This is a genomic window from Agrobacterium sp. Ap1 (assembly GCF_017313375.1).
Taxonomy (GTDB): domain Bacteria; phylum Pseudomonadota; class Alphaproteobacteria; order Rhizobiales; family Rhizobiaceae; genus Neorhizobium; species Neorhizobium cellulosilyticum.
Window position 1 is genome coordinate 18681 of record NZ_JAFLMY010000013.1, and the last position, 15331, is coordinate 34011.

The 15331-nt window shown below is 59.6% G+C and carries 15 protein-coding genes; 8 read left to right on the forward strand and 7 right to left on the reverse strand.

Annotated features, from left to right (window positions below):
• The first annotated feature begins 12 nt into the window (after positions 1 to 12).
• On the forward strand, positions 13 to 1107 hold the full coding sequence (locus JZX87_RS21540; RefSeq protein WP_206827938.1) for a response regulator: 1095 nt from the start codon (positions 13 to 15) through the stop codon (positions 1105 to 1107).
• A 7-nt stretch (positions 1108 to 1114) separates the two neighbouring features.
• Here the strand turns inward: JZX87_RS21540 and JZX87_RS21545 are convergent, their stop codons facing one another.
• Entirely contained in the window at positions 1115 to 1429 is a 315-nt protein-coding gene (locus JZX87_RS21545) for a helix-turn-helix transcriptional regulator (protein ID WP_206828030.1), read from the reverse strand.
• 82 nt (positions 1430 to 1511) lie between these two features.
• On the opposite strand from JZX87_RS21545, the gene JZX87_RS21550 reads away from it, so the two are divergent.
• From JZX87_RS21550 to JZX87_RS21580, 7 genes are all read left to right on the forward strand, one after another.
• On the forward strand, positions 1512 to 4433 hold the full coding sequence (locus tag JZX87_RS21550) for a monovalent cation/H+ antiporter subunit A (protein ID WP_206828031.1): 2922 nt from the start codon (positions 1512 to 1514) through the stop codon (positions 4431 to 4433).
• The gene (locus JZX87_RS21555; protein ID WP_183829326.1) at positions 4433 to 4771 is read left to right on the forward strand and encodes a Na+/H+ antiporter subunit C; all 339 of its coding nucleotides are present in this window, start codon (positions 4433 to 4435) and stop codon (positions 4769 to 4771) included. The genes JZX87_RS21550 and JZX87_RS21555 overlap by 1 nt, the downstream gene beginning before the upstream one ends.
• Complete coding sequence (locus tag JZX87_RS21560) at positions 4768 to 6390, forward strand: monovalent cation/H+ antiporter subunit D (protein ID WP_148147702.1); 1623 nt, start codon at positions 4768 to 4770, stop codon at positions 6388 to 6390. The genes JZX87_RS21555 and JZX87_RS21560 overlap by 4 nt, the downstream gene beginning before the upstream one ends.
• Complete coding sequence (locus JZX87_RS21565; RefSeq protein WP_148147703.1) at positions 6390 to 6866, forward strand: Na+/H+ antiporter subunit E; 477 nt, start codon at positions 6390 to 6392, stop codon at positions 6864 to 6866. The genes JZX87_RS21560 and JZX87_RS21565 overlap by 1 nt, the downstream gene beginning before the upstream one ends.
• Positions 6863 to 7144, forward strand: coding sequence for a K+/H+ antiporter subunit F (locus JZX87_RS21570; RefSeq protein ID WP_112505878.1), 282 nt, complete (start codon positions 6863 to 6865; stop codon positions 7142 to 7144). Before JZX87_RS21565 ends, JZX87_RS21570 begins: the two co-directional genes overlap by 4 nt.
• The gene (gene mnhG, locus JZX87_RS21575; protein ID WP_183686373.1) at positions 7141 to 7539 is read left to right on the forward strand and encodes a monovalent cation/H(+) antiporter subunit G; all 399 of its coding nucleotides are present in this window, start codon (positions 7141 to 7143) and stop codon (positions 7537 to 7539) included. The genes JZX87_RS21570 and mnhG overlap by 4 nt, the downstream gene beginning before the upstream one ends.
• A gap of 375 nt (positions 7540 to 7914) precedes the next feature.
• Positions 7915 to 9312, forward strand: coding sequence for a hypothetical protein (locus JZX87_RS21580; protein ID WP_206827939.1), 1398 nt, complete (start codon positions 7915 to 7917; stop codon positions 9310 to 9312).
• A 78-nt stretch (positions 9313 to 9390) separates the two neighbouring features.
• On the opposite strand, the gene JZX87_RS21585 is transcribed toward JZX87_RS21580, so the two are convergent.
• From JZX87_RS21585 to JZX87_RS21610, 6 genes are all read right to left on the reverse strand, one after another.
• On the reverse strand, positions 9391 to 9627 hold the full coding sequence (locus tag JZX87_RS21585) for a hypothetical protein (RefSeq protein ID WP_148147705.1): 237 nt from the start codon (positions 9625 to 9627) through the stop codon (positions 9391 to 9393).
• A gap of 311 nt (positions 9628 to 9938) precedes the next feature.
• Positions 9939 to 10901 (reverse strand): siderophore-interacting protein, encoded by a 963-nt coding sequence (locus tag JZX87_RS21590; RefSeq protein ID WP_206827940.1) that lies wholly within the window; start codon positions 10899 to 10901, stop codon positions 9939 to 9941.
• Between the two features lie 59 nt (positions 10902 to 10960).
• On the reverse strand, positions 10961 to 11743 hold the full coding sequence (locus tag JZX87_RS21595; RefSeq protein ID WP_183829313.1) for a FadR/GntR family transcriptional regulator: 783 nt from the start codon (positions 11741 to 11743) through the stop codon (positions 10961 to 10963).
• A 2-nt stretch (positions 11744 to 11745) separates the two neighbouring features.
• Entirely contained in the window at positions 11746 to 12732 is a 987-nt protein-coding gene (gene yjfF / locus JZX87_RS21600) for a galactofuranose ABC transporter, permease protein YjfF (RefSeq protein WP_206827941.1), read from the reverse strand.
• Positions 12729 to 13760, reverse strand: coding sequence for an ABC transporter permease (locus JZX87_RS21605; protein ID WP_206827942.1), 1032 nt, complete (start codon positions 13758 to 13760; stop codon positions 12729 to 12731). Before JZX87_RS21605 ends, yjfF begins: the two co-directional genes overlap by 4 nt.
• The gene (locus tag JZX87_RS21610; RefSeq protein ID WP_206827943.1) at positions 13760 to 15286 is read right to left on the reverse strand and encodes a sugar ABC transporter ATP-binding protein; all 1527 of its coding nucleotides are present in this window, start codon (positions 15284 to 15286) and stop codon (positions 13760 to 13762) included. The genes JZX87_RS21605 and JZX87_RS21610 overlap by 1 nt, the downstream gene beginning before the upstream one ends.
• Between the last annotated feature and the right edge of the window lie 45 nt (positions 15287 to 15331).

Below are 15331 nucleotides of genomic sequence, written 5' to 3' on the forward strand. Positions count from 1 at the left end.
GAGGGGATTTGCATGTTCAACATGGCAATCGTCGAAGACGAGGAACTGGAGCGGCGCGCCCTGCGCTCGATCATCGAGCGCAATACGGATGACATCAGGATCGTCGGCGAAGCCAAGAACGGGTCGGAGGCGGTCAGGCTGCTTGAGAGCGAACGCATCGACGTGATGCTGCTCGACATCAAGATACCACGTCCCAACGGGCTGGAACTGCTGCAGATGGTGCGTGAGCGGCATCTGGCGACGAAAGTGCTGATTGTTACGGCCTACGACTATTTCGACATCATGCAGGCGGCGATCCAGTACAAGGCCGACGGTTTTCTCTTAAAGCCGGTACGGACCGAGGCGTTGCTTGATGGGGTTCGTGATTGCCTGGCCATGCCGGTTCCTGAAAAGGTAGTGCCGAACCTGCGTCTGATGCCGGCGATGGATGCCGCTGAGGATGAGGTGGAGGACGAAATCGACATCGCAGATCGTATCCGGTCTCTGGTCGAAAGGCGCGCCTATCGTGACTGCCTTCGTCTGGTGCGGACGCGGCTGGAAGGCATCTATGCTCACAAGGACGTGGCGCCGCGCCATGAAGTACTCGATCTTGCCGAAATCCTGACGGATCTTCTGGAGGAGATGGACCGCAAATTACCTTTGCCGATGGCGCGGCAGGTCGCAGAGCTGGAAAACCAGCGCCTCGATGCCCGCAGCCAGTACAAGGTCCAGGAATTGCTATGTCAGATCACCGACATTCTTTTCGACCCCGGACAGGAGCATGGCGGGGCAGCCGGGGAGCGGATCGAAACAGTTCTGCATTTCATCGAGCGCAATCTCTCCAAGGGGGTAACGCTTGAGGACGCGGCGGAATTCGCGCATGTCAGCCCCTGTTATCTCAGCCGGCTGTTTCGCAAGAAAATGAATACGACCTTCATTTCCTATCTGAAGGGGCAACGGATTGAGCGCGCTAAGGTTTTGCTGCAAAACAGCGACCTGCCGATCAGCAATGTTTCGCTGGACCTTTCCTATGCGGATGCGAATTATTTCTGCAAGGCGTTCAAGAAGGAGGTCGGCATCTCGCCTTCGGAATATCGGCAGCAGTTCCACAAAGCCCGCGTCGGGTGAACCGATGTCAGTCGGAAGCCGTTTTCTTGTCCTTGGGGCAAATGGCGACACAGCCATCTTCCACTGTCACGAAAGCCAGCCCGCCCTCTTCGAAGGCGCGCCTGAGCTGGGCTTCGGTCGAGCGGTGAACCTCATGGCGATCACCTTCATAGTCCCTGATCGTGCTGCGGGACACGCCTGAGCGATCCGCCAGATCGCCTTGCGTCCAGTCGAGGAAGCCACGGCCTGCCCGACAGAGCGCCGGTGACAAAATCTTTCCCTGATCCGGTTGACCCATTGTTCCAAATTGCCCATATTGGTCAGAATAAATCATATATGGCAGTTTGATCCGGTTGGCTAGTGGGGCACCCCATTACATGATAAAGGACTGAAATGCCTCGAGAATGAAGGGATGGGACATTGGGATAACGCTTGCGCCGCACTTTCTTGTCTTGCTGCTGGCCCTGCCGTTTATCGGAAGTCTCCTTTCCGTACTGCTCCTGAACACGGCATCGACGGCTTTGCCGTCGCGACTGGCCTCGCTGGTGGCGTTCGGCTGCCTCGTCATTACCGTGCTTGCCTATCCGCAGGTGACCGACGGCAATGTCCTTCGTTACACCATAGAATGGATCCCTCAGCTCGGGCTGAATTTTTCGCTGCGTCTGGACGGTTTCGCCTGGATGTTCTGCGTGCTGATCAACGGCATCGGCTTCCTGGTTACGGTTTACGCCCGCTACTACATGTCCGAGGAAGATCCGGTTCCGCGGTTCTTTTCCTTCTTTCTCGCATTCATGGGGGCGATGCTCGGCATCGTGCTTTCCGGGAATGTGATCCTGCTATCGATCTTCTGGGAACTGACGAGCATCTCGTCCTTCCTTCTGATCAGCTACTGGAACAACTCGGCTGCGGCGCGCGATGGCGCCCGTATGGCCCTGACGATCACCGGTATTGGCGGTTTCTGCCTGCTGATCGGCCTTCTTCTGCTTGGCAATATTGTCGGCAGCTACGATCTCGACAAGATCCTCGCCTCGGGTGATCTGATCCGCAGCCACTCGCTCTATGTTCCGGCGCTGGTCTTCATCCTGCTCGGTGCGCTGACGAAAAGTGCGCAGTTTCCGTTTCATTTCTGGCTGCCGAATGCCATGGCGGCGCCCACGCCAGTGTCCGCCTTCCTTCATTCGGCAACCATGGTGAAGGCCGGGGTCTTCCTGCTGGCACGTTTTTCGCCCGCCCTTTCCGGTACCTACGAATGGTTCTTCATTCTGGGAGCCGCCGGCATTGTTACGCTTCTGCTCGGCGCATTTTTCGCGATCTTCCAGCAGGATCTGAAAGGGCTTCTTGCCTATTCGACCATAAGCCATCTCGGGCTGATCACTACGCTGCTCAGTCTCGGAAGTCCGCTGGCCACGGTGGCGGCGATCTTCCACATGCTCAACCACGCGACCTTCAAGGCATCGCTGTTCATGGCGGCCGGTATCATCGATCATGAGACCGGAACGCGCGACATGCGGCGATTAAGCGGGCTATTCCGCTATCTGCCATATACAGCGACGCTTGCCATGGTGGCGAGCGCGGCTATGGCGGGCGTGCCGCTGCTCAACGGCTTCCTGTCAAAGGAAATGTTCTTCGCCGAGGCAATCGAGACGCATGCGGATTCGGTTCTCGACATCATCCTCCCCTATGTCGCAACGCTTGCCGGCGCGTTCAGCGTCGCCTATTCGCTGCGCTTCATCCATACGGTCTTCTTCGGTCCGTCGCCAACCAATCTGCCGAAGGATACGCCGCACGAACCGCCGCGCTGGATGCGTTTTCCGATCGAGCTGCTGGTCGTCATCTGCCTGATCGTCGGGATCGTGCCGGCATTTTCGGTCGGGCCGTTCCTGCATACGGCTGTGGTCAGCGTGCTCGGTACGCAGACGCCGGAATACAGCCTTTCCATGTGGCACGGCTTCAATCTGCCGCTGATCATGAGCCTTATCGCGCTCGCAGGCGGTGCGGCGCTCTATTTCGTCCTGCGCCATTATCTTGCGACCTGCGAGGATGGGCCTCCGCTGATCCGGCGGCTCAAGGGCCAGCGCATCTTCGAGCGCATACTGGTCGAGGTTTCATGGCGCTGGGCGCGCATGGCCGAGCAGCGGATCGGTACGCGCAATCTGCAGCCGCAATTGCGCTGGGTTGTCGTGACCGGTTTCCTGGCGGGACTGCTGCCGCTCTGGCATTCCGGTTTCGAGCCACGGACCTTCGTCTTTTCGGGCGTCGACAAGGTGTTTGCCGGCATCTGGCTGATCGGTATCTGCCTTGCGCTCGGAACGGCCTATCTCGCCAAATACCACCGGCTTGCCGCACTGGTCATGTTGGGCGGCATCGGGCTTATCGTCTGCATCACGTTTGTCTGGCTTTCAGCTCCGGATCTCGCGATCACCCAGCTGCTGGTCGAGATCGTTACCACCGTTCTCATTCTTCTCGGCCTGCGCTGGCTGCCCAAGCGGACGGAGAAGATGGATGAATCAGTGACCTTCCGCGCCCGTTTCCGGCGTTTCCGCGACCTGCTGATTGCAATCATCTGCGGTATCGGCATGACCTTCATTGCCTATGCCGTCATGACAATGCCGGTGCCGGATGCGATCGCGACCTACTTCCTGGAGAACGCCTATTCCGAAGGTGGTGGTCGCAATGTCGTCAACGTTATTCTCGTCGATTTCCGCGGGTTCGATACGCTCGGCGAAATCGTTGTTCTCGGCATCGTTGCACTCACCGTCTTCGCGCTTCTCCGCCGTTTCCGTCCGGCGCCTGACACGATGGTCATGCCTGAACAGCAGCGGATCCAGAACCGTTTTGATGAGGAGCGGCCGGAGCGGAACGCAGGCGATACGGTGCGCGAATACCTGCTCGTGCCATCGGTGATCATGCAGTGGATGTTCCCGGTCATCATCACCTTTGCCGTCTATCTCTTCATACGCGGGCATGATTTGCCGGGCGGCGGCTTCTCGGCCGGGTTGACGCTGTCGATCGCCTTCCTGCTGCAATATCTGGCGGGCGGTACGCGCTGGGCGGAAGACCGCATCCGCATCCTGCCACTCTGGTGGATGGGGCTCGGGCTGATCATCGCCACGCTCACGGGCATAGGCGCATGGTTCCTCGGCTATCCGTTCCTGACGTCCCATTCGCAGTATCTGACGCTGCCGCTCATCGGCAAGGTGCCGGCTGCAACGGCGTTGCTCTTCGATCTCGGGGTGTTCCTTCTGGTGGTAGGGTCGACGGTGCTTATTCTCGTCGCGCTTGCGCACCAGTCCATCCGCATAACCCGCCTTCGCACGATCGAGGCCGAAAAGGCGAAGGAGAGCTAATGGAGATCATCCTTTCCATCGCCATCGGCGTCATGACCAGTTGCGGCGTGTGGCTCATCCTGCGTCCGCGCACCTATCAAGTCATCATCGGGCTCTCGCTCCTGTCTTATGCAGTGAACCTGTTCATCTTCAGCGTCGGTGGCGTGAAGACGAATGTTCCGCCAATTCTGAGTGAAGGGGGCGGGCATGACGTTCTGGCCGATCCGGTGCCGCAGGCGCTGGTGCTGACCGCCATCGTCATCGGATTTGCAACGACGGCACTCTTCCTCGTTGTCCTGCTCGCTTCACGCGGCATGACCGGCACCGACCATGTGGACGGCAGAGGGGAGAAGCGATGAACGGCTGGTCGCATCACCTCATCATCGCACCGATCCTGATCCCGCTTGTGGCAGCGGCCATCCTGGTTGTCATCGATGAACGACAGCGCGTGACCAAGGCGATGGTAAGCCTCGTCTCGATGCTTCTGCTTCTGACGGTCGCCTTCATTCTTTTCCGCATCGAAAGCGGCCCGAACGGCTACGAAGGTGTCTATCTGCTCGGCAACTGGTCGGCGCCGTTCGGTATCGTTCTCGTGCTGGACGGCCTGTCTGCCCTGATGCTGCTTCTGACAGCGTCGGTCGCTGTCGCCGCACTCGTCTATTCGCTGGCGCGCTGGCATGCGATGGGCTCGCATTTTCATTCGATGTTCCAGTTGCTGCTGATGGGCGTGAACGGCGCTTTCCTGACCGGCGACCTGTTCAATCTCTTCGTTTTCTTCGAGGTGATGCTCGCGGCATCCTATGGTCTGTTGCTGCACGGTTCGGGTCAGCTGCGCGTCAAGGCCGGGATGCACTATATCGCGGTCAACCTTGCGGCAGCGCTGCTCTTCCTGATCGGCGTCAGCCTGATCTACGGCACGGCCGGCACGCTCAATATGGCGGATCTCGCGGCCCGTATTCCGGACATGGAAGCGGATCGCAGAATGCTGATGGAGGCGGGGGCCGGGGTGCTCGGCATTGCCTTCCTGATCAAGGCCGGCATGTGGCCGCTCTGCTTCTGGCTGCCCACGGCCTATAGCGCAGCTTCGGCCCCGGTTGCCGGCGTTTTTGCCATCCTCAGCAAGCTGGGCATCTATGTCATCCTGCGGCTGACCATGCTCCTCTTCGATAACGGGCCGTCGGCCGGCTTCGGTTCCACGGTGCTGCTCTATGGCGGCATGGCGACGCTGATCTTCGGTACGATCGGTATCCTGGCATCGCAGGCACTCGGCAGGTTGGCCGGCTTTTCGGTGCTTGTGTCTTCAGGCACGCTGCTGATGGTTCTCGGCATCAATGATGGTGCGGTGTCCTCGGGTGCGCTGCTTTATCTGGTCAGTTCGACACTGACGATCAGCGCCTTCTTCATGCTGATCGAGCTTGTCGAACGAAGCCAGGATGCAGGCGCCAACGTTCTTGCCGTGACGATGGAAGCCTATGGCGATGCCGACGAGGACGAGCCGGAAGAGGGCGATGGTGTTACCATGCCCGGCACGATGGCGATCCTCGGTACCTGCTTTGCCATGTGCGGCATTCTTCTCTCCGGCCTGCCGCCGCTCTCGGGCTTCATCGCCAAGTTCGCCATGCTGTCGGCAATGATGGGCACCGGTGCGATCGGTGTTCCGCCAACTGCCCCCGTCTGGACGCTGATCATCCTCGTCATCCTGTCCGGTGTCGCAGCGCTGATTTCGATGACGCGCGTCGGTATCCGTACTTTCTGGACCTCGCTCGAAGGCGTAGTGCCAAGGGTTCTGGTGATCGAGATCGTGCCGGTAATGTTCCTTCTGGCGCTGACTCTGTTCCTGACGGTTCAGGCCAACTCGGCGATGCAGTATATGGATACGACCATCCGTACGCTCAGCAATCCGAGCCTCTATATCGACGCGGTGCGCAATGCGACGGTCGTGCCGGGTGTCGATGACGGCACAGGGGGGGGGCACTGATGCTTCCCTATCCGATCCTGACGATCTCGCTGACGCTGATGTGGATGCTGCTCAACAGCTTCACGCTCGGACATCTGATCCTCGGCGCGCTGGTTGCGGTATTTGCCTCCTGGGCGATGGCGTCGCTTAGGCCGGACAAACCGAAGCTGAACAAGTGGTACCTTCTGCCCAAGCTGTTCTTCATCGTGCTTTACGATATCGCGCTTTCCAACATCGCGGTGGCGTGGCTGATCATCCGGGGCCGAACGAAGGGTGGGAAGGCCGGTTTCCTGACGATCCCACTGGAGATCAAGGACCGCACCGCGCTGGCGCTTTTGGCGATCATCCTGACGAGCACGCCCGGATCAGTCTGGCTGGAATATGATTCCTATGACGGTTCGATCCTTATGCATGTGCTCAATCTCGATGAGGAAGAGCAGTGGATCGCAACGATCAAGAACCGCTATGAAAAGTTGCTGATGGAGATATTCGCATGAGTGCCGTCATCATCTATACCGCAGTCGCCATTGCGCAATTCATGCTTGTCGTCGCCATGGCGATCGCCGCAATCCGGATGTTCCGCGGCCCGCGGGCACAGGACAGGATCATCGGTCTCGACACGATCTATATCAACGCAATGCTGCTGCTCGTGACATTCGGCATCGGCACGGGTCGGGTCATCTATTTCGAGGCGGCGCTGGTGATCGGCCTGCTCGGGTTCGTTTCCACCGTGGCGCTGGCAAAATTCCTGATGCGCGGGGAGGTGATCGAATGATCTATCCTGCAGTAGACCTTCCCCTACCCGTCGCATTTGCGGTGGCTTTTTTCCTTCTCGTCGGCGCAGCTCTTGCGCTGATCGGTGCGATCGGTTTCCTGCGCCTGCCGTCCTTCTACGAACGGCTGCATGCGCCGGCGCTTGGCACCAGCTGGGGTATCGGCGGCATCATGCTTGCATCGATGATCTATTTCACCGCCGCGTCTTCGCGGCTTGTCATCCATGAAATCCTGATCGGCATTTTCGTTACCTTCACAACGCCGATCACCTTCATGCTTCTGGCGCGTGCAGCCCTGCACCGGGATCGCACGGCCCGCAGCCATGGTGTTCCGCGCAAATATCCGATCGGCCCGGAAGAACGGCCCCGCGAGGATGACGAGTCGCAGGCTTCCTGACCTCAGGCGAGTTAAGTCGATCGTGCTTCGGATGCGCTTGGCTCACCGATCGCGAAGTCATGCCTGCCAAGGAATGCAGTTGCCCTAAAAATCACCACCGAGGCGATCTGCCGCGTTGAGCGGCACTTCGTAATTGTGTGTATAGGTCATCAACCTGCGTGAAACGCGTATTGTTTGCGTCGCAGCAGGCGCTTTCGCTCTGCGAATGCTGGACTTTTCCAATGTTGTGCTGCAATGCAGCATTTCGGTGTTTGTCCTGCAGGCAGGGCATCGCCGCGTACTGCAGATTGTTGATATCACCGAATTCCATTTCAAGATTTCTCGTCGTTCCGCACATGCGTGTCGGGTCGGAGCCTGTCCCGGAGTTATCCATCCATGAGCAAGGGTGCCTCAGCCGCAACGCTGCAAAAGCAGCAGGTTATCAGCTGGGCAGATGTACTTACCCTCACAGGTGCGTTTCTCTTCGTTCTTGCAAATGTGACCTCGGGGTCCGTATGGCTGCTCCGGGCTGCCGCTGCTCTGGCCACAGTGGCGGTGCTGTCGGATTGGAAACGGCTTGCGACGATTGCCAAAGTGTTCGTCACCGCCGGCTTCATACTCTGCGCAACGTCGGAATTCCTGCTTCCGGCCGGCAAGGCTGCGATCGTGGAGCGCGCGCTCTACCAGGGCGTCGGCTTCTCCTCGTTCCTGTCTGTGCTCGGCATGCTGCGTTATGCGGTCGGACGTTCGGACATCATCAGGAATGCGGCGGAATATCTGATGAGCATGCCCGGGCGTAGGCGTTACCAGGCGGTGAAGGTCGGCAGCCATCTGCTTAGCCTGCTCTTCAATATCGGCATCATCTCGCTGCTCGGGCAGATGGTGGCAAAGGCGACCGAAGGTCAGGACCGGCAGGGTGAGCGTCGTTCCATCCTGCTTGCGGCCATGCGCGGAACGGTTCTGATGACGATCTGGTCGCCGCTCGGTGTCGGTTTTGCCATCATCACCCAGTCCATTCCCAATCTCGCGCCGACGGCTTTTATCATTGCCGCCTTCGCGACTGCTGCGGCTTTGATCCTCGTGACGACGTTCTTCCACACCGAGGTGACAGGCCAGACAATCAATGCTGTGCTCGACGACGGTGACAGGCCATCGGCCGGGCCGCTTGCGATAACGCTTTGCGCCTGCGTCGGGCTGTTTGGCGGCACGCTGGCGATACACGCTGCGATCGATGTAAGTCCGCTTGTCGCCTCGCTGATCCTCCTGCCGCTGTTTGCTCTCGGCTGGATCGTTTACGAGCAGCGTGTGCCGATTTCGGGGCTCGCACGCGAGGTCAAAGGCATGGTCGGCAACATGTCGGTGATGCGGACGGAGAGTGCTATCTATCTCTCGGCCAGCGTCATCGGGGCAACGGCTGTCGTCTTCCTCGATGGCAGGGGAGATTTTCTGGCAGAGTTGAACCAGTTACCGCCTTCGCTGCTGGCAGGTCTGTGCATCGTGGCGATCGCGGCGAGCGCGCTTCTCTTCGTGCCGCATTCGATCGTGGTGGTGTTTCTCGCCCAGTTGTTCGGGGCAGCCGCCTTCGGCAATGCTCATCCGATGCTGCTGGCACTGGCGCTTTCGCTCGGCTGGGCGGCGGGGATCGCGCTTTCGCCGATCAGCGCGATGACGATTACCATGGCGCGCCTGACATCCACCTCGGCTACGACGATCGTCCTCAAATGGAACGGTGCATTCGCAGCGACCGTGATGGCCAGCTCGCTTCTGCTTGTGCTGGCCGTTTCATTCTTCTGAGTTCAGAAGAGCTTCCGCGGATGCGGGAACTCGATGATGGAGACGATGTTGCTCGCAGCACGTTGGCCCAGAGTTGGCTCAGAGCTCGCGATCAGCGATCTGCTGTTCGATCAGTTCGCGGGCGAGTTCGTGCGTGCCGTCTTCGTCATCGCCGGCCACCTCACTGATCTTGTCCATGGCAGAGAGGTAGATTTCCTTTTCCTCCTCGCCGGTCAGAATTCCCTTTTCGACCAGGGCGTCGATCAAGGAGTAGAAAACCGCCGCTGAAGAAAGCGTTATAGCCTCAGACATAAGTCTGGCGGATTCGTAAGTCATGCCCGCACCTCAATTATCCGATTCAGAAACACGCACTAAAGGGCGACCGCGACATTGCTGTGACGCCTCCACTTTGCGGCACTATTAGCTCCGCGAGCGCTCTTATTTAATGAAAAGTGCCCATTTTTCAGCTTTGAGCAAGCAAGAATACCAAGCGAGGTTACGGGGTAAGGTTAATTCGAGCAATTCCTGTGCTTGCGGGTATTAGGATACCTTAAAACAGGGACATCAAAAATTCCCGTGCATCCCGGCATGTCCGAGCGTGGCAAATCCCTCTACTGCTTCTGCTTTCAGAGGTTCCGCCCGGCTGCTCAATTCCAGTAGGCGGCGGCCGTGAAATCACGTTTCTGCATGCCGCGAGCGGTCAGGCATGCGCGCGCAACGCGTGCCTGATCTGCATGCCCTGCAAACCACACATAAGCGCCGTCGACCAAGTTGATAGCCTCCAGAGCCGGGATCAGATCGTCGACGGTCGAGACCCTGTGATCGGCCGCGAGTTCGCAGAGATCCTCACGGCTTGCCTTGATAAATGCGCGGACGTCGCCTGAGGCTTCCTGAAGGATCCGGATGATGGCCGGCACGGCGGTTTCATCGCCGAAAAGGACAAGGTTGCGGCTTTCGGGGCAGCCGCCGCCGCCAGGACCGATGATGCCGATCGTCCGTCCGACCGGATCTTCCGCCAGCCAGGCGGATGTCGGGCTGCCAGCGTGTTCGAAGATGTCGAATTCGAGCCAGTTCTGGCCATAAGCCACGGTGGTGTAGACGGGCCGGTGCAGGGCGTCGTCACCCTCTGGCCATACGGTGCGGCCGGATGCAGCGATGCGCGGCCAGCAGGGTGGGCGGCCCTTGCGGGGGATAAGGAGGCGGAAGTGGTAGCTGCAGCCTTCCCCAAAACGTTCCGTATCGTGCCCTTCGAGGCGCACGCGGGTGAAGCCGGGCGACCGTTTGGTGATGGATGCGACCTGCATCAGCGACATGCCGGGTGCGAGCGCGCCTTCGGCCACTTCATCCCATTTCGGGCAGAGGAGACATTCTTCGAAAAGCTCGGTCAGGCTGCCCTGAAGGGTCTGCAGCAGACGCTGTTCGGGCGACGAGATCTCGATCGTGACGCCGGTTTCGTCCGGATAAAGCGTTGCCTTGGAATTCCAGACATGGAAGCAGAAACCTTTTGCTTCCTGCGTCAGCGGCACTTCCCACTCGGCTGCGCGTTTCTTCAGCGCATCGATTGCGGCACCGTTGTCACGGGTAATGCGGCCTCGGGTCTGGTGAAGCATGGCGGTTGTCCGGAATATCTATCGTCTCCCCGGACTAAGATCATTCATGAGTTATGAAGTCAACTATTGTTGACCGTGACAGGCTTGCGGGTGTCGATCGCGTTCTTATCCGAGCCGCGGAGCGATCCGCGAATACGGCTCTTGCCGACCTCGATCACATGCCGCATTGCCGACATCGCCTTGGCCGGATCACGCGAGGCGATGGCATGGACGATCCGCAAATGGTTGGTCGCCACTTCGTCGATTGTTTCCGGTGAAGCGGCGGGGGACGAGAGTTCGAACGAAATCGCGAGTGCCGCTTCGATCAGTGCGCTCGCCGAACGCATGAACGGGTTACCGGACATGCGGGCGATGGCCAGATGGAATTCGAGATCCACCTTTGCGATCGATTCCGGCGTGTGGTTGAGGTTGTCGAATTTCGCCGCGATCGCATAGAGCGCGACGATGTCGTCGCTTGTGGCGCGGGCCGCAGCTGCGGAGGCTGCTGCCGGTTCAAGGGCAAGGCGGATCTCGGCAAGATGTTCGATGAATTCGTAATCCAGCCCGCTCTCGAAACGCCAGCCGAGGACATCCGAATCAAAGAAATTCCAGCTGTCCCGCGGCAGCACGCGCGTGCCGACCTTTGCCTTTGCTTCGATCAGCCGTTTGGCGGAAAGCGTCTTCATCGCCTCGCGCAGAACGGTGCGGGAGACGCCGAAACGGCCCGAAAGCTCCGCATCGCCGGGCAGGAGCGAGCCTTCCGGTATCTTGCCGGAGACGATACCGCGCCCGAGCTCGGCGACCACATGGGCGTGGTTGCCGCGCCGCTTCCGGCCGCTGATGGTCGTTTCCAGAAGACCCAAAATCAAACTTCCTTCAATTGTCGTACCGCAAGTCGGCGGTCCGAATACCAGATGATGGTGCGCTGCAACACAATGAATACGAATAACAGGATGCCGATGACGATTTTCGTCCACCAGGAGGACAGTGTTCCGTCGAAGACGATGTAGGTCTGGATCAGCCCCTGCAGCAGGATGCCAATGAACGTGCCGGCAACCAGGCCGACGCCGCCGGTCAGCAACGTGCCTCCGATCACCACAGCGGCAATCGCATCGAGTTCGACACCGACCGTCGCCAGCGAATAACCGGAGGATGTGTAAAGCGTATAGACGATGCCGGCGAGACCGGACAGGAAGCCCGACAAGGCGTAGATGCGGATCGTCGTCGCACCCACTGGCACGCCCATCAGCTCGGCTGACTGAAGATTGCCGCCGATCGCATAGACATTGGCGCCGAAGCGGGTGCGCGAGGCGACGATGATGCCGACGGCAAAGACTAAGAGCATCACCATGGCAAGCAGCGTCAGCCGTCCGCCACCGGGGAAGCGGATGTAAAAGCCGAGCATGGTGTCGATGAATTCATGGGTGATCGGCACGGACTGGGTGGACACGAGATAGGCCGCGCCACGGGCAAGGAACATGCCGGCAAGCGTCACCACGAAGGGCGGGATCATCAAGTAACGGATCATCGCACCCATCAAACAGCCGAACAGGGTGGAGATGACCAGTGCCGCAAGGAAGGCGGTGAGCGGATGCACGCCGAAGGAGCCGACCAAAACGGCGACAAAGACGCTGGTGAAGGCGATGACCGAACCGACCGAAAGATCGATGCCGCCCGATAGGATGACGAAGGTCATCCCTACTGCAGCGATGCCCAAAAAGGCGTTGTCGGTCAGAAGGTTGCCGATTACCCGCGTCGACAGCATGTTGGGAAACTGCAGGACGCAGAGCCCGTAGGCGATGACGAAGATCGCCAGCGTGGTGATGAAGGGCAGGTTGCGGGCATGGATCATCGTGTCGCCTCCTTCGTGCCGTGGTTGAGCTTGTCACTTCGCCGGGTGGCCTTGATGAAACCGAAGATGGTCATGATCGCCGGCGATTGCAGCGTCAGCACCACGATGATGATGCCTGCCTTGATGATGAGGTTGAATTCCGGCGGAAAGCCCGAAACGAGAATGCCGGTATTGATCGACTGGATGATCAGCGCGCCGATCAGCGAGGCGGTGATCGAGAAACGTCCGCCATTGAGCGACGTGCCGCCGACCACGACTGCGAGGATCGCATCGAGTTCCAGCCAGAGACCGGCATTGTTGGCGTCGGCGCCGCGAATATCTGCTGTGACGATCATGCCGGCGATGGCGGCGCAGAGGCCGGAGATCGCATAGGCCGAGAAGAGCAGGAAGCGAGCACGCACACCGGCAAGGCTTGCCGCGCGACGGTTGATGCCGGTCGCCTCGATCAGGAAGCCGAGGGCGGTGCGTCGCATCAGCAGGCCGATGACGAGTGCGGTTCCGACCCAGAGATAGATCGGGATTGGAATGCCGGCGAGTGAGCCGGAGCCGAGTGCTGCAAATGTGTCATCGTTGAAGGTGAGGATGACGCCCTCGGTGATCAGCTGGGCTATGCCGCGGCCGGCCACCATCAGGATAAGCGTTGCGATGATCGGCTGGATATCGAGGACGGCGACAAGAACGCCGTTCCACAATCCGCAGACTACGCCGACACCGAGAGATACGGCAATCACAACCGGAAGCGAATAACCGTCGCTTATCAGTGTTGCGGCGACCGCGCCGCAGATGGCGATCACGGCACCGATCGAAAGGTCGATGCCGCGTGTTGCAATCACCAATGTCATGCCGACAGTCAGGAGCGCGACGGGGGCAGCGCGAACCAGAATGTCGATCAGGCTGCCGTAAAGCCGCCCGTTCTGGACGGAGACCGTCAGGAAGCCGGGGGCGATGAGACTGATAATGCCGAGAATGATCGCGAGCGCGACAAGCTGTGGTGCCAGGCGACGTAGACGGCGGGTAAACCAGGTCATTATGCGGCCTCCGTTTCGCCGGTGCCGGCAATCGCCCTTATGATGCCGTCGGTGGTCAGTTGGCGGCCCGAAAGCTCGGCGACATGCCGACGGTCGGAAAGCACGATAACGCGGTGGGCCACTGCGGTGAGTTCTTCCAGCTCGGAAGATATGACGACGAGCGACATGCCCTCGGAGCACAATCTTTCGATCATTTTCAGGATTTCCGCATGAGCGCCGATATCGATGCCGCGGGTCGGCTCGTCGAGGATAAGCAGCCGTGGTTCCGTCACCAGCCAGCGGGCAAGGATCGCCTTCTGCTGGTTGCCGCCGGAGAGAAACTTGATCGGCCGTTCGCGGTCCGCGGGGCGAATGTCGAGAGACTTGATGAAGCTGTCGGCGAGTTCGCGCTTCTGGGCTGACGAGATCGGCCGCATCCAGCCGCGCTGCGCCTGCAGCGCCAGCACGATATTGTCGGCCACCGACAGGTCGCCGACGATGCCATCCGTCTTGCGTTCTTCCGGACAGAAACCGAAGCGGTTCGCGATAGCGGCTTCCGGCGAGGCGATTGAGACCTGTTGACCATCGATCGTGGCGGTGCCGCTGTCGGCGCGGTCGATGCCGAAAAGCAGAAAAGCGGTCTCGCTGCGGCCGGAACCAAGCAGGCCTGCAATGCCAACGACCTCGCCCGGCCTGATATCAAGATCGAAGGGCGCGACGCTGCCCTTCTTGCCGTAATTCTGGAACTGAATAGAGGGCGCGCCGCGATCGTCGATGGTTTCCGGCTCTGCCTGATGATCGCGGGTGATGTGCTGCAGCTCGCGGCCGAGCATCATCGAGATCAGATCGAGGCGCGGCAGTTCGGAAATCGCCCGGCTGCCGACCAGTCGTCCGTTGCGCAGCACGGTGACGCGATCGGCGATCTCGTAAACCTGATCGAGGAAATGGGTGATGATGACGATGCCGACGCCGTCCTCGCGCAGCTGGCGCAGAACGGTGAAAAGGCCCTTCACCTCGTTGGCGTCAAGGCTTGCCGTCGGTTCGTCGAGAACCAGAACCTTGCCGGAAAGGTCGACCGCGCGGGCAATCGCGATGATCTGGCGGATCGCGACGGAATAGGAAGAAAGAAGAGCATCGACGTCGATATCGAGGCCATATCGCGCAAGCAATGCCCTGGAGCGGTCGCGCATAGTGCGGCGGTCAATCATGCCGAAGCGGCGCGGCTGGCGGCCTAGAAACAGGTTTTCCGCTACCGTCAGGTTTTCCAGAAGATTGACCTCCTGATAGACGGTGCCGATGCCGAGCGCCTGTGCGGCGGCGACATCATCGGGGGAAACCTCGTTGCCTTGCAGATAGATCGTGCCACGATCGCGGCGATAGACACCGGTCAGAATCTTGATCAGTGTTGATTTGCCTGCGCCGTTTTCGCCGAGAAGCGCATGAATCTCGCCCTGCTGAAGGGTGAAATCGACGTCTTCAAGGGCGGATATGCCGAAAAAGGATTTGCCGATGCCTCGGGCTTCGAGAAGAGCGTGTGGTGCTGACATGTCTTCGTCCCGCATGCTGATGAGAAACCGAAGCGGGAAATCCCG

Bases quoted from the DNA above. Each gene is read 5' to 3' on its own strand.
- JZX87_RS21610 (WP_206827943.1), bottom strand. From the start codon at position 15,286: ATGTCAGCACCACACGCTCTTCTCGAAGCCCGAGGCATCGGCAAATCC.
- JZX87_RS21570 (WP_112505878.1), top strand. From the start codon at position 6,863: ATGAGTGCCGTCATCATCTATACCGCAGTCGCCATTGCGCAATTCATG.
- JZX87_RS21565 (WP_148147703.1), top strand. From the start codon at position 6,390: ATGCTTCCCTATCCGATCCTGACGATCTCGCTGACGCTGATGTGGATG.
- JZX87_RS21560 (WP_148147702.1), top strand. From the start codon at position 4,768: ATGAACGGCTGGTCGCATCACCTCATCATCGCACCGATCCTGATCCCG.
- JZX87_RS21590 (WP_206827940.1), bottom strand. From the start codon at position 10,901: ATGCTTCACCAGACCCGAGGCCGCATTACCCGTGACAACGGTGCCGCA.
- JZX87_RS21585 (WP_148147705.1), bottom strand. From the start codon at position 9,627: ATGACTTACGAATCCGCCAGACTTATGTCTGAGGCTATAACGCTTTCT.
- yjfF (WP_206827941.1), bottom strand. From the start codon at position 12,732: ATGATCCATGCCCGCAACCTGCCCTTCATCACCACGCTGGCGATCTTC.
- JZX87_RS21540 (WP_206827938.1), top strand. From the start codon at position 13: ATGTTCAACATGGCAATCGTCGAAGACGAGGAACTGGAGCGGCGCGCC.
- JZX87_RS21555 (WP_183829326.1), top strand. From the start codon at position 4,433: ATGGAGATCATCCTTTCCATCGCCATCGGCGTCATGACCAGTTGCGGC.
- JZX87_RS21605 (WP_206827942.1), bottom strand. From the start codon at position 13,760: ATGACCTGGTTTACCCGCCGTCTACGTCGCCTGGCACCACAGCTTGTC.
- JZX87_RS21580 (WP_206827939.1), top strand. From the start codon at position 7,915: ATGAGCAAGGGTGCCTCAGCCGCAACGCTGCAAAAGCAGCAGGTTATC.
- mnhG (WP_183686373.1), top strand. From the start codon at position 7,141: ATGATCTATCCTGCAGTAGACCTTCCCCTACCCGTCGCATTTGCGGTG.